Genomic DNA, 13,023 nt, shown 5'->3' with positions numbered 1-13,023 from the left:
ATAAATGAGTATACAAGTCAGGGTTATCGAGTAGTTGCATTTGTAAAATATCCTAAGCCTTTAAAAAATGAGAGTGAAAAACTAACTGAACCAGTTGATTTATTGGGGCTAGTTTTAATTAATAATCCGATTAGAAAAAATGCAAAGAAGACTTTTCAATATTTTGATAAACAAGGTGTTCAAATTAAAGTCATTTCAGGAGATAATCCTTTAACTGTATCACGTGTTGCAAAACAAGCAGGAATTAAAGGTAGCGAAAAATATATCGATGCGACGCAATTAGATCAGCATAATTACGATGAAGCGGTTAAAAAATATAATGTTTTTGGTCGTGTAAAACCAGAACAAAAACGTTATTTAGTTAAGGCTCTCCAAAAAGCAGGTAATACTGTTGCAATGACGGGTGATGGTGTGAACGATATTCTTGCGATGAAATTAGCTGATTGTTCAATTTCGATGGCTTCAGGTAATAGCGCAGCTGTTCAGGCTTCTCAAGTTGTTTTGCTTGATTCAAATTTTGCAAAAATGCCAGATATTGTTAATGAAGGACGACGGGTAGTCAATAATATTGAAAGATCAGCAAGCTTGTTTTTAGTTAAAAATATTTTTTCTTTGCTAATGACTTTCTTTACCTTGGCATTTGCGTTAACTTATCCATTGCGACCAACTCAAATCGCACTTATTTCTGCATTTACGATTGGTTTACCATCATTTTTGCTAGCTTTAGAAAATAATTTTTCACGAATTCGTGGTAAATTCATTCCAAATGTAATGACCAGAGCGATTCCTGGTGGGATAACTGATATGATTGCGGTATCTGTTTTAGTAATAGCCGATCAGGTGTTGGCATTAGGACATCAAGAAGTGGCTACGACCGCTACAATGTTACTGATTGCGGTCGGGATGATGGTCTTATATCAAATTTCAGCTCCAATGAATAAGTATCGTGTGACAGTGTTTATAATTTCATTTTTGTGTTTGATTTTTGCGATTATATTCGCTCATAATTTATTTGCACTTTCAAAAATTTCAACGACGGCAATTTTCCTATTAGTCATTTTGTTCTTTGCCGAAGTTACTGTCTTTAAGTATTTGAGTCGACTGGCAGATGGTTTCCAAGAAGTGTTGAATGTATATAATCAAAAGGGCTCAAGTACAACAATCGGAGATTTAAAACAAGCATACAAGGAAGGTAAAAAATTAAAAAAGAAATTAGCCTAAATAGGGCATAAAAAAAACAGACAGTTTTTTGACTGTCTGTTTTTTTATAGCTGCCTATAAACTTATTTTTTATCTTTTTCAGTTGTACAAGCAATGACTACCATGATTGCAATAGCAGCTAAAATAAAACCAATGATACCCCAAATCCAATTTGCTACTGCACCAGTTTGAGGTAAAGTAGTTAGAAACATTTTCATTTTTTATACTTCCTATCTTTGCATTAACAATATAAATCTATTCATTCACATTGTATAGCAAAAGCGACTAATAAAAAACCGCTTACAATGTTATTTATTCAAGCAAATCGACAAATGTTCCTTCAGTTACTTTTTGCAAATCATCTGGATTAATTTTGACACTTCGACCAACTTCACCACTTGATACTGCAATCTGGTCTTCGTTTTTCATACTGCTATCAAGAAAAATTGGAAAATGGTGTTGTTCATAAATACCAATAGGGGTATTTGCTCCATGAACATATCCCGTAGTAGCTACTAATTTTTTCAAAGCAAGTAGCTCGCATTTTTTATTGCCGGAAGCCTTAGCCAGCTTTTTCATGCTTAAATGTTCAGTTACTGGAATAACAGCAACCACTGGACTTACTTTATTTCCTTCACAGACTAAGGTTTTGTAGACCAAATGCTCATCTTTGGCTAAAATAGAAGTATCCATTTGCTTGACGTCTCCTTTTTGAATGGTGTCAAAGGACATTTGTTCATAAGGAATCTTTTTTTGATCAAGCATTTTTTCAACTAGAGTTTTCTTTAGTTTGCTTTTTTTATTTTTTTTCGACATTTTTATCACCAGTATTCATAATAACGATGCGATGATGAGGTGTCAAAGGAGTTATGTATGAAATTATTAGCAATTAAAATTAATTGTGGACATGAAATAGAAGATGGCCTAACTTATTTTTTACAGGATGAATTAGATGCTCAAGGAATTGAAGTTAGAAAAAGAAGTGACTTCATTTTAGAAGGTCAAAAACATGATTCAAGCTTGGTTGAGTTAGATGATATAGAAAATTTACCTGAAGATTTGGAATTGACGGCTTATTTTGAAGCTGATGTAGATAAAGAGAAACTGGTTAATCAAATCAAAGATAAGATTAAGCAAATGGCCGGTTTTGGCTTAAACATTGGGAATGTTTCAATTTCAACTAAGAATGTTGCCGACGAAGATTGGAACACAGCATGGCAAAAATACTACCACGTAATTGATTTTTCACGTTCGCTTGCAATTGTGCCAGAATGGGAAAATTATCAACCAGCTTTTAAAGATCAAAAATTGATCCGTCTTGATCCTGGTCTTGCTTTTGGTACAGGTGGTCATACTACTACACAATTAGTATTGCTTGCGATGCAGCGAGCTTTAATTAAGCCAATGACTATGATGGATGTAGGTACTGGCTCAGGAATTTTGGCGATTGCCGGATCCAAATTAGGAGCTAAAAGCATCTTAGCTACTGATATTTCAGATGAAGCTGTCAGCGCAGCTAAAGAAAATATTAAGCTAAATGATGTCGAAAATATCACCGTTAAAAAAGCTAGCTTATTAAAAGACACAAAAAAGAAATTTGACATTATTGTGGCAAATATCTTAGCAGATATTTTGCTAGAATTAATTCCTGATTTAGACAGTCACTTAAATCCTGATGGACAAGTCATCTTTTCAGGAATTGACTACAAGCAATTGCCTAAAATTGAAAAAGCACTTGATGAGCATAATTTTGAAATAAAAATGAAGATGCAAGAAAAACGCTGGATTTGTTTATTAATCTGCAGAAAAGAGCAATAAAGTGCTAAAATTTATAAAAAAGAAAAAAGGTTGTTTTTTATTATGTCAAATATTAGTAAATTCTTTAGAGAGTTAAATAAAAGAGACTTTATGCCGATAATTTGGTTAAGTTTATTAGCTGTGGTTATTTGGATAATTTGTCCTTTAGTCCATTTAAGTCGAGTTTGGCGTGTTGGATTGATATTTTTTATATTTAATTCTTTCATTGCTTTTGAAATTGGCCATTTAATGGACATTAAAAAACTAAGTAAATGGTGGTTATTATTGTTTCCTCTTATTTTTGCGTTAGCTGTAACTATCCATTTTGCAAAATATAATTACTTATTATGCATTGTGTATTTATGTTTTGAATTATTTGGCTTATGGAGAAACGATTTTTATCACGAAAAGAAATAGGTTAGGTGAAAGTTTATGTCAAAATATCGTGAAATGACGCATGATGAGGTTTTAGCAGCATGCAAAAAATATATGAGTAAAGATGATATTGCTTTCGTTGAATCAGCTTATGAATTTGCACGTAAGGCTCACGAAGGACAATTTAGAGTCTCAGGACAACCATATATTATTCATCCAACACAAGTGGCAGGTACTTTAGCTAATTTGAAACTAGATCCTGATACTGTTGCAGCTGGTTATCTACATGATACGGTTGAAGATACTCCGGTGACAAATGAAGAAATTAAAGAAAAATTTGGTAAAGATGTCGCTTTTATAGTTGATGGAGTTACTAAGTTATCTAAGATTCAATACCAGTCAAAAACCCATGAAGAATACCTGGCTGATAATCACCGTAAAATGTTGATTGCGATGGCAAAAGATTTGCGTGTAATTATGGTTAAATTAGCTGATCGTTTGCATAATATGCATACCTTAGATCATTTACGACCAGATAAACAACGCCGAATTGCTGACGAAACCCTTGATATTTATGCACCTTTAGCTGACAGATTAGGTATCGGGACCATCAAATGGGAATTAGAGGATATGAGTCTTCACTACCTAAATCCTGAACAATATTACCGAATTGTTAATTTGATGCAGTCAAAACGTAGTGAACGTGAGGGCTATATTTCAGATGCAATTAAAATCTTGCGTCAGACCCTTGATAGTTTGCACATAGATTACGAAATCTACGGGCGTCCCAAGCATATTTACTCAATCTATAAAAAGATGGTCAACAAACATAAAGATTTCAGCGAAATCTATGATTTGTTAGCTGTACGTGTGATTGTTAAATCTGTGAAAGATTGTTATGCAGTTTTGGGAGCCGTTCATACTAAATGGAAGCCAATGCCAGGAAGATTTAAGGATTATATCGCAGTTCCAAAATCAAATGGTTATCAATCTCTTCACACTACAATTATTGGACCTGGCGGAAAACCGCTTGAAATTCAGATTAGAACTCAAGCCATGCATGAAGTTGCTGAATACGGTGTTGCAGCACACTGGGCATATAAAGAAGGAGTTAAAGGGGAAGTTGAGCAAACTGAAGCAAACAAAAAGCTCAATATGCTTCAAGAAATTTTAGAGCTTCAAGACGAAACTAAAGATTCACATGAATTCATGAAGAGTGTTAAGACAGATATTTTTTCAGATAGAGTATATGTCTTTACACCAAAAGGGGATGTTTATGAACTTCCTAAAGGATCAGTGCCTCTTGATTTTGCTTATTTAATTCACTCTGAAGTTGGAGCCCATTCAGTTGGCGCTAGAATCAATGGTAAAATTGTACCTCTTGATTATAAGCTCAAAAATGGTGATGTCGTTGAAATGTTGACTCAATCCTCAGCTACTCCATCAAGAGATTGGGTTAACTTAGTTAAGACTTCGCGTGCTAGAAACAAAATAAAACGTTTCTTTAAATCAGAAGATCGTGAAGAGAATATTGAAAAAGGAGAGAATCTAATTGAACAAGATCTTTTAAATCATGATTTCAATCCTAAAGAATTCATGGATAAAGATCATATTCAAAAAGTGATTTCTCATTTTAACTATCACACTAAAGATGAATTGTTTGCTGCTGTGGGTTTTGGTGAGGTGTCACCAGCCACGGTTGCTAACCGTTTAACTGAAGATGTCAGAAAAGCTAAAGAAGAAGAAAAGCAGCGTCAAAAAGAAGAAGACATTATGAATGCTGGCCAGCAAAGTATTACCCAACAAGATACTTCAAAGCCGGCAGATGTAATGAGGATTAAGCACAATAACGGTGTGATGGTCCAAGGTGTTTCGGACTTGATGCTTCATTTAGCTAAATGCTGCAATCCGGTTCCAGGAGATCCAATTATTGGATATGTGACTAAGGGACGCGGCGTTACAATTCACAGGGCAGACTGTCGTAATATAACTGAAGAAGCCAAAAAACAAGGCCGTCTTATTGATGTGGCTTGGGAAAACATTGCTCGCAATAAAAATAATGAAAATTATAACGCTGATATTGAAGTTTACGGCTTTAATCGATCACGTCTGCTAAGTGATGTAATTAATGCATTAAACTCTAAGACGAAAAATATTGTTAATATTTCTGGTAAAGTAGATAGTAATAATATGGCTCATATTTACGCTACTGTTTCTGTTAGAGATGCAGCTCACTTAGAAGATATCTTATCTAGAATGCGTGATATTTCTAATGTATATGAAGCAAAGAGGTCAGTAAATTAATGCGGGTAGTTATTCAAAGGGTTAATGAAGCCCAAGTAAAGATTAATGATGAAGTTGTAGGTAAAATTAATAAAGGTTTTCTTTTGTTAGTTGGTTTAAAAGATGGTGATGATCTAGAAGTAGTTAAAAAGGCTGCTGATAAGATTTCAAAAATGCGTATCTTTGAAGATAGTGAAGGTAAAACCAATTTGTCTTTGAAAGATGTTAATGGGGAAATCTTAAGTGTCAGTCAATTTACTCTACTTGCCAATACTAAAAAAGGTAATCGCCCAAGTTTTGTCGATGCTATGCGTCCGCCCAAGTCAAAAGAGCTATGGGAAGATTTTAACTCAGAACTTGAAGCCAAAGGTTTTCATGTTGAAACGGGACGATTTGGTGCCGATATGCAGGTTAGTTTAGAAAACGATGGTCCTTTTACAATAGTTTTGGATCTATAGAATAAAAACTATTGACAATAATTAATAAAAAATATATTCTAAAAAAGAATTATCGATGACAAAGAATGTAGATTAGCACGATCTTTTACAGAGACTACTTGCTTGGTGAAAAAGTAGATAGATCGCTATCTGTGACACCTTTAACAGATAATGGATCGTTTCGCGAGCGTTAATCGCAGCAAGCAAAAGGTGGTACCGTGCTAATTTATGCGCCCTTGATTAAGTTCAAGGGCGCTTTTTTTGGCAAATTTAAAATGAAGGATGATTAAATGAGAGTTCAAAGACCTAAAGGAACAGTAGATATATTGCCAGAAGAATCCGGATCTTGGGAAAAAGTTGAACAAATTGCACGTGATTTCTTCAAGCGTGCAAATTACCGAGAAATTAGAACCCCAAGTTTTGAAAACTATGAAGTGTTTTCACGTTCATCTGGTGAAACTTCAGATGTTGTTTCAAAGGAAATGTATGATTTCAATGACAAGGGTGGACGTCACATTGCTCTTCGTCCAGAAGGAACAGCTGGCGTAGTACGTGCTTATGTTGAAAATAAGATTTACGGACCAGATGTAGTAAAACCATTTAATGTTTACTATATTGATAACACTTTTAGATATGAAAGACCACAAGCTGGACGTCAAAGAGAATTTCATCAAATTGGGGTTGAAAGTTTTGGCTCAGATAGTCCTTTGGCTGATGTAGAAACAATTATGATGGGACATGACTTATTAGCTGAGTTGGGTGTAAAGAATTATGAACTTCATATTAATACCTTAGGTAATGCCCAAGTTCGTCAAGATTATCATGATGCTTTAGTAAATTACTTTACTCCAGTTAAAGACCAACTTTCTGAAGACTCTCAAAGAAGACTGGAATTAAATCCTCTGAGAATTTTAGATTCAAAAGATGAAGCAGATAAAAAGTTTTTGCCAGATGCTCCTAAGATTGTTGATTATCTTGATGAAGAATCTAAGAGTAAATTTGAGACGATTACTGATATGCTAGAACAGCTTGGCATTGATTATGTAATGGATGACGATTTGGTTCGTGGACTTGACTATTACACTGGCGTAATCTTTGAATTTATGGTTGCTGATAAAAACTTATGGGAATCCGCAACAACTATCTTAGGCGGCGGTCGTTATGATCATTTGGTTGAGGAATTTGATGGTCCGTCTACTCCAGCTGTGGGTTTTGGTATTGGAGAAGAAAGACTCATGCTTGTCTTAAAACAGCAAAATCCTGATTTGTTTAAAGATGAAGGCATTGATTTCTTTATTACAAATATTGGTGCTGGAACTGAAATGAAGACGGTTGAAATTGCCCGCAGTTTAAGAAACCAGGGCTTTAAGACTCTGTATGATGTCGATCAAAGAAAGCTCAAACAGCAATTTAGAAAAGCTGATCGTGTCCACGCTAAGTATGTAATTACCTTGGGTGCCAAAGAATTGGAAAATGGCACTTTGAATATTAAGCGTTTAGCAGATGGTAAAACTATCGATCTTAGTTTGGAAGATCTAAATGATATGCAAAATGTTATGAAGAAAATCGAGGAATAAGACAAAATGGAACATATGGACAAAAGAACAGATTATGCTGGAAATATTACTAGCAAATACGAAGGCGAAGAAGTCACTTTATACGGCTGGGTTCAAAGAGTTAGAAATCTAGGTAATTTAGTTTTTATTGATTTAAGAGACCGTGAAGGAATCGTTCAAGTTGTAGTAAATAAAGACTCCGGCGAAGAATTGATGAAGATCGCTGATTCATTAGGTAATGAAGATGTAATTGAAGTTAAGGGTAAAGTTGTAAAGCGTTCAAGTGTCAATCCAGATATGAAGACTGGTGAAGTAGAAGTTGATGCCACTGAAATTGACGTTTTGAATAAATCTAAAGTTCCACCATTCGAAATTAAGGATGATATCAATGCTGCAGAACAAACTAGATTAAAGTACCGTTACTTGGATTTACGTCGTCCAACTTTACAACGTGCAATTATTTTACGTTCTAAGATTTTGAAAGCAGTTCATGAATACTTTGATGAAAATGGCTTCATTAATATTGAAACTCCAATTTTAGGTAAGTCTTCTCCAGAAGGTGCACGTGACTATTTGGTTCCTTCAAGAATTTATCCAGGTAGCTTTTATGCACTTCCACAATCACCACAATTGTTTAAACAATTGTTAATGGGTGCCGGTTTTGATAAGTATTACCAATTAGCACGTTGTTTCCGTGATGAAGACTTGCGTGGCGACCGTCAACCAGAATTTACCCAAATCGATATGGAAACTTCTTTCTTAGATGAAAAAGGCGTTCAAGATTATACCGAAGGTCTTTTGAAGAAGATCATGAAAGATGTTATGGGTATTGATCTTAAGACTCCAATCAAGCGTATTACTTGGGATGAAGCAATGAACAAGTATGGTTCAGATAAACCCGATACTCGTTATGAGATGTTCATTCATGACTTAAGCCCAATCTTTAAAGATAGTGACTTTAAAGTCTTCTCCGGTGCAATTGCTGATGGCGGTTATGTGAAGGGTATCGCTGTTAAAAACGGTGCTAAGCAATATTCACGTAAGAAGATCGAAGAAAAGCAAGACTGTATTAAACGTTACCATGCTAAGGGCTTAGCTTGGGTAAAATATGAAGATGGCGAATTTTCAGGTCCTGTATCACGTTTCTTAAATGATGAAAATAAAGAAGCTTTGATTAAAGAATTTGGACTTGAAGGCGGCGAATTGGTTGTCTTTGTTGCTGATAAGTGGAAGGTTGTTACTGATTCACTTGATCATTTGCGTCGCGAATTTGCTAAAGAAACAGGAATTATTCCTAAGGATGTCTATGACTTTGTTTGGGTGGTTGATTGGCCATTATTTGAATATGATGAAGGTTTGGGTCGCTGGATTGCAGCTCACCACCCATTCACTATGCCAGATGATGAAGGAATCAAGCTTCTTGATACTGATCCTCATAAAGCTCACGCTCGTTCATATGATATTGTGATGAATGGTGACGAAATGGGTGGTGGATCAATCCGTATCCATAAACGTTCAATCCAAGAAAAGATGTTTAAAGCACTTGGATTTACTAAAAAACGTGCTTATGAACAATTTGGCTACTTATTAGATGCATTAGACATGGGATTCCCACCACATGCTGGTCTTGCAATTGGTCTTGATAGATTTGCAATGATGTTAGCACAAAAAGATAATATCCGTGATGTTACTGCCTTTCCAAAGAATGCGTCAGCTTCAGAACCAATGATGCATGCTCCAGCTCCGGTAGCTGATCAACAACTTGATGATATTGGTATCAAAGTTGAAGATAAGTACGAAGAGAGTGTCAAAGAAATTGAAGCTCGTTTAGAAAAAGAAGCCCAAGAAGATGCTGATAAGAACTCAACTTGGGATGAATAATTTTGAATATTAAAAAATGCAGCTGCTTTTATAACAGCTGCATTTTTGCGTTTTAAATAAAATATTAGTTTAAGTTTTCAACGAAATTAGTAATTCGGCGAAGTGATTCTTTTAGATTCTCTTTAGATGATGCGTAAGATAAACGGACGTAGCCTTGACCACCTTCGCCAAAATATCTTCCAGGAGTGACACCTACACGGGCGTGAAAAGCTAATTCGTTGGCGAATTTTTCATCGTCATTACCAAATTGATCAGGAATTTTTGCAAAGATATAAAATGCTCCTTGTGGAGTAGACATTTCAAATCCTATTTTCTCTAGACCTGCTTTCATGAACTGAAGTCGATCTTCATAGACTTTTCGAGCTTCAAGTGGATCATTGCTTCCATTATTTAATGCTTCAATAGCTGCAGCTTGAACATTATCAGTAACTGAAGTAACGAGAAAGGCATTCATTTTAATGATATTTTTCATAATCTCACTTGGTCCTGCAATATAGCCTAAACGCCAACCAGTCATGGCGTAAGCTTTAGATAAACCAGAAATAAGAATATTACGATCAGGAATAAATTGTGACAAAGAATGATGCTTATTACTTCCATAGACTAGTTCACCATAAATTTCATCACTAATCGAAATTAGGTTATTTTCTTTAATTACTTGAGCTAGATCATGTAATTGCTGTTTTGAATATACACGTCCAGTCGGATTCGAAGGATCAGTCAAGATAATTGCTTTGACTGGTCCTTGTTCGTCAATTACTCTTTGAAGATGTTGACTAGTTAAAATAAAACCGTCTTTAGAAGTATCAACTTGAATTGGGATTGCTCCCGTAATCTTGATCAATTGAAAGTATAAGGCCCAAACAGGAGTTGGAACAATAATTTTATCTCCTGGATTTAAAATTGACATAAAAACATCGTTTAAGGCTCCAGTTGCTCCGACACTAATACAAATTTCTTTATCTGGATCGTATTCTAAATCCAATGATCGCTTTAGATAAGAACTAACAGCTTGACGTAATTCTGTTTTTCCACTTTGTGGTGCATAATGAGAATCATTAGCCAAAATATCATCTACGGCTGCTTGTTTAATATGGTCGGGAGTATTGAGGTCCGGCTCACCAATAGTTAATTTAATAATTCCTGGAATTGAAGAAACTTTTTGGTCAAAAGCTCTAATTTTAGATGGTCCTAATTCAGATACTCTTTTGTTCAAACAATTATTTAACTCCAAAGCTAAATGTGGCATTTTTCTCTCTCCTTATATTTCGTTCATATGAATTTTAAAATAAAGATTTATATGTGACAATACTTTAATACAAATTGTTTTAGTTACAAGGATATCTTTTGTTATAGTAGTAACTGAAAGGATACTATATATGCAGAAAAATAATTTCGATAAAGAAAAAGCTTTAAAAAAGTTGACCGATGAACAATATCAAGTTACTCAAAATGCAGCAACAGAATATCCATTTTCTGGCAAGTATGATAATTTTTATCAAAAAGGGATCTATGTGGATGTGGTGTCAGGAGAACCTTTATTTTCTAGTCAAGATAAATATGATGCAGGTTGTGGATGGCCGAGTTTTACAAAACCGATAAAAAAATTAACTTATCATCGAGATCAGTCACATAATATGGAAAGAACGGAGGTAAAAAGTCCCATTGCAGATTCTCATTTGGGACATGTCTTTACTGATGGTCCAAATGAGACGGGAGGATTACGATATTGTATAAATTCTGCTGCGCTAAAGTTCATTCCTTATGATAAGCTTGATAGTGAGGGATATGGAGAATATAAAAAGATTTTTGAAGGGTAAAGAATTATGAACTTTATTGAAAAATTTGATGATTTACAGGTTCCAGAAGAAAATATTCCAGAATTGCTAGAAATGGCCAATAAAAATCCAGAATTATTAACTAAATCTATCCAGGCAGCTGGAAATCAGGTTAGATATAGTGTCGCTGAAACTCAGAGACAAGCAAGTGATTTAGTAAATAAGCAGATTGCCTTTTTGGGTAGTTCTGTTACTTATGGTGCAGCTTCGTTTGGAGAATCATTTGTTGACTATTTGGTGAAAAAAGATGGTATATTTGCCTTTAAAGAAGCAGTATCTGGTACAACTTTAGCAGAGATTGATGATGGATCATATGTTACAAGACTGGAAAAACTACCTGTCTTGGAAAAAATCAGTGCCTTTGTTTTGCAGCTGTCTACTAATGATGCGAGAAATGATCAGATAAGTATAGGCAAAATTAGTGAAAATGATAAATACGATATTACTACCGTGACAGGTGCTATCGAATATATTTTGGATTATGTTAAAAAGACTTGGAATTGTCCGGTAATTGTATTTTCTAATCCGAAGTTTAAATCTGATCGTTACCAAGAAATGGTTGAGATGACTAAGAATCTTGAGAAAAAATGGAATTTTACGTTTTTAAATTTATGGGAGGATCCTGCATTTGATTATTCCGATAAAGAGCGAGAACTGTATATGTTTGATTCTATTCATCCAACTCGGGCGGGTTATCAGCTTAGCTGGACTCCAGTATTTGAAAGAGCTTTGAATAAAATTATTGAAAGTAATTAATACGAATTCTCTGGAAGCTTTTGACTTTCCAGAGTTTTTATTTGAAATGCCCGAAAATAGTGGGGAGTTTTAAAGATTTTGAAAGAAGTACTAAGAATATGAACAATGATAAAACCCTTAACAGCAGTGAAAAATCGCACTATGACACGGCAATTTTTGCAGGTGGATGTTTCTGGTGTATGGTCGAACCATTCGATCAAATGTCCGGTATAGTGAGCGTGGTTTCAGGATATACTGGCGGAAATGTACCTAACCCAACTTACGAACAAGTTTGCACGGGAGAAACTGGGCATACAGAAGCTGTTAAAATTACTTTTGACCCTGAAAAGATTTCATATAAAGATTTGGTAAGTATCTACTGGCAAGTAACTGATCCTACAGATGCAATGGGACAATTTCAAGATAGAGGAAGTCAGTATCAGCCAGTGATTTATTATAATTGCACTGAGCAAGAAAAAATCGCTGAAGAGTCAAAACAGCAACTACAAGACTCTGGAAAATTTGATAAGCCAATTGTAACAAGAATTGAGAAGGCAATGCCGTTTTATCCAGCTGAGGATTATCATCAGGATTTTTATAAAAAGGATCCAGCTCGATATCAATTAGAAGAAATGGGCGGTCGTAAGCAGTTTATTAAGCAACACTGGTCAAAATAAGGTCTTGATAAATATGTTTTTTTCTTTAAACTATTAGTAAAAAGTTTTTTAGAGGAATAAAAATGGGAAAATTTGAAGTCCTTGCTCGCCGGCATAATTTGATTTCTAAAATTTCGGCAGCATTTTTTTACGCATTGGCAGTTGCAGTCGCCTTAAATTTCTTTTGGCAACCAGGTAAAATTTATGCATCTGGGATTACTGGTTTTGCTCAAATTTTGCAGTCAGTATCGTCCCGATATTTGCC

At 34.9% G+C, this 13,023-nt stretch carries 14 protein-coding genes; 11 read left to right on the top strand and 3 right to left on the bottom strand.

Going from position 1 to position 13,023, the window contains the following annotated elements:
* On the top strand, positions 1-1,221 hold a 1,221-nt coding region (locus tag Q0Y70_RS07610; RefSeq protein ID WP_297819242.1), incomplete at its 5' end, for an HAD-IC family P-type ATPase.
* A 62-nt stretch (positions 1,222-1,283) separates the two neighbouring features.
* On the opposite strand, the gene Q0Y70_RS07605 is transcribed toward Q0Y70_RS07610, so the two are convergent.
* Both Q0Y70_RS07605 and ybaK read right to left on the bottom strand, forming a co-directional pair.
* Positions 1,284-1,418 (bottom strand): LPXTG cell wall anchor domain-containing protein, encoded by a 135-nt coding sequence (locus tag Q0Y70_RS07605; protein WP_297819239.1) that lies wholly within the window; start codon positions 1,416-1,418, stop codon positions 1,284-1,286.
* A gap of 94 nt (positions 1,419-1,512) precedes the next feature.
* Positions 1,513-2,016: a Cys-tRNA(Pro) deacylase gene (gene ybaK / locus Q0Y70_RS07600; RefSeq protein WP_297819236.1), complete on the bottom strand. Its 504-nt coding sequence runs from the start codon at positions 2,014-2,016 to the stop codon at positions 1,513-1,515.
* A 57-nt stretch (positions 2,017-2,073) separates the two neighbouring features.
* Here ybaK and prmA point away from each other — a divergent pair, with 57 nt between their 5' ends.
* The 6 genes from prmA to aspS all read left to right on the top strand — a co-directional run bounded on the left by prmA (position 2,074) and on the right by aspS (position 9,529).
* Positions 2,074-3,018 (top strand): 50S ribosomal protein L11 methyltransferase, encoded by a 945-nt coding sequence (gene prmA, locus Q0Y70_RS07595; protein ID WP_297819232.1) that lies wholly within the window; start codon positions 2,074-2,076, stop codon positions 3,016-3,018.
* 42 nt (positions 3,019-3,060) lie between these two features.
* A complete protein-coding gene (locus tag Q0Y70_RS07590; protein WP_297819229.1) occupies positions 3,061-3,414 on the top strand; it encodes a hypothetical protein in 354 nt (117 codons plus the stop codon).
* Between the two features lie 15 nt (positions 3,415-3,429).
* Positions 3,430-5,676 carry a bifunctional (p)ppGpp synthetase/guanosine-3',5'-bis(diphosphate) 3'-pyrophosphohydrolase gene (locus Q0Y70_RS07585; protein WP_297819226.1) on the top strand — a complete coding sequence of 749 codons (2,247 nt, stop codon included), beginning with the start codon at positions 3,430-3,432 and terminating at the stop codon, positions 5,674-5,676.
* Positions 5,676-6,113, top strand: a complete 438-nt coding sequence (dtd, locus tag Q0Y70_RS07580; RefSeq protein WP_297819223.1) for a D-aminoacyl-tRNA deacylase — start codon at positions 5,676-5,678, stop codon at positions 6,111-6,113. Before Q0Y70_RS07585 ends, dtd begins: the two co-directional genes overlap by 1 nt.
* A 269-nt stretch (positions 6,114-6,382) precedes the next feature.
* Positions 6,383-7,669 (top strand): histidine--tRNA ligase, encoded by a 1,287-nt coding sequence (hisS, locus tag Q0Y70_RS07575; protein ID WP_297819220.1) that lies wholly within the window; start codon positions 6,383-6,385, stop codon positions 7,667-7,669.
* A gap of 6 nt (positions 7,670-7,675) precedes the next feature.
* The gene (aspS, locus tag Q0Y70_RS07570) at positions 7,676-9,529 is read left to right on the top strand and encodes an aspartate--tRNA ligase (RefSeq protein ID WP_297819217.1); all 1,854 of its coding nucleotides are present in this window, start codon (positions 7,676-7,678) and stop codon (positions 9,527-9,529) included.
* Positions 9,530-9,593: 64 nt separating this feature from the next.
* On the opposite strand, the gene Q0Y70_RS07565 is transcribed toward aspS, so the two are convergent.
* Complete coding sequence (locus tag Q0Y70_RS07565) at positions 9,594-10,778, bottom strand: aminotransferase class I/II-fold pyridoxal phosphate-dependent enzyme (RefSeq protein WP_297819215.1); 1,185 nt, start codon at positions 10,776-10,778, stop codon at positions 9,594-9,596.
* 130 nt (positions 10,779-10,908) lie between these two features.
* Here Q0Y70_RS07565 and msrB point away from each other — a divergent pair, with 130 nt between their 5' ends.
* From msrB to Q0Y70_RS07545, 4 genes are all read left to right on the top strand, one after another.
* Positions 10,909-11,349 (top strand): peptide-methionine (R)-S-oxide reductase MsrB, encoded by a 441-nt coding sequence (gene msrB, locus Q0Y70_RS07560; RefSeq protein ID WP_297819212.1) that lies wholly within the window; start codon positions 10,909-10,911, stop codon positions 11,347-11,349.
* 6 nt (positions 11,350-11,355) lie between these two features.
* Positions 11,356-12,123, top strand: coding sequence for an SGNH/GDSL hydrolase family protein (locus tag Q0Y70_RS07555; RefSeq protein WP_297819209.1), 768 nt, complete (start codon positions 11,356-11,358; stop codon positions 12,121-12,123).
* Positions 12,124-12,221: 98 nt separating this feature from the next.
* Positions 12,222-12,779, top strand: a complete 558-nt coding sequence (msrA, locus tag Q0Y70_RS07550; RefSeq protein WP_297819206.1) for a peptide-methionine (S)-S-oxide reductase MsrA — start codon at positions 12,222-12,224, stop codon at positions 12,777-12,779.
* Positions 12,780-12,841: 62 nt separating this feature from the next.
* The coding region (locus Q0Y70_RS07545) for a YitT family protein (protein WP_297819203.1) at positions 12,842-13,023 on the top strand (182 nt) is incomplete at its 3' end.

Source organism: uncultured Lactobacillus sp. (assembly GCF_947367085.1).
Lineage (GTDB): Bacteria > Bacillota > Bacilli > Lactobacillales > Lactobacillaceae > Lactobacillus.
The sequence above is the reverse complement of the archived record's forward strand: the minus strand, read 5'-3'. Positions and strand labels throughout refer to the sequence as shown.

Excerpts from the sequence above, each read along its gene's own strand:
- Q0Y70_RS07605 (WP_297819239.1), bottom strand. The coding sequence starts at position 1,418 with ATGAAAATGTTTCTAACTACTTTACCTCAAACTGGTGCAGTAGCAAAT.
- ybaK (WP_297819236.1), bottom strand. The coding sequence starts at position 2,016 with ATGTCGAAAAAAAATAAAAAAAGCAAACTAAAGAAAACTCTAGTTGAA.
- prmA (WP_297819232.1), top strand. The coding sequence starts at position 2,074 with ATGAAATTATTAGCAATTAAAATTAATTGTGGACATGAAATAGAAGAT.
- Q0Y70_RS07590 (WP_297819229.1), top strand. The coding sequence starts at position 3,061 with ATGTCAAATATTAGTAAATTCTTTAGAGAGTTAAATAAAAGAGACTTT.
- Q0Y70_RS07585 (WP_297819226.1), top strand. The coding sequence starts at position 3,430 with ATGTCAAAATATCGTGAAATGACGCATGATGAGGTTTTAGCAGCATGC.
- dtd (WP_297819223.1), top strand. The coding sequence starts at position 5,676 with ATGCGGGTAGTTATTCAAAGGGTTAATGAAGCCCAAGTAAAGATTAAT.
- hisS (WP_297819220.1), top strand. The coding sequence starts at position 6,383 with ATGAGAGTTCAAAGACCTAAAGGAACAGTAGATATATTGCCAGAAGAA.
- aspS (WP_297819217.1), top strand. The coding sequence starts at position 7,676 with ATGGAACATATGGACAAAAGAACAGATTATGCTGGAAATATTACTAGC.
- Q0Y70_RS07565 (WP_297819215.1), bottom strand. The coding sequence starts at position 10,778 with ATGCCACATTTAGCTTTGGAGTTAAATAATTGTTTGAACAAAAGAGTA.
- msrB (WP_297819212.1), top strand. The coding sequence starts at position 10,909 with ATGCAGAAAAATAATTTCGATAAAGAAAAAGCTTTAAAAAAGTTGACC.
- Q0Y70_RS07555 (WP_297819209.1), top strand. The coding sequence starts at position 11,356 with ATGAACTTTATTGAAAAATTTGATGATTTACAGGTTCCAGAAGAAAAT.
- msrA (WP_297819206.1), top strand. The coding sequence starts at position 12,222 with ATGAACAATGATAAAACCCTTAACAGCAGTGAAAAATCGCACTATGAC.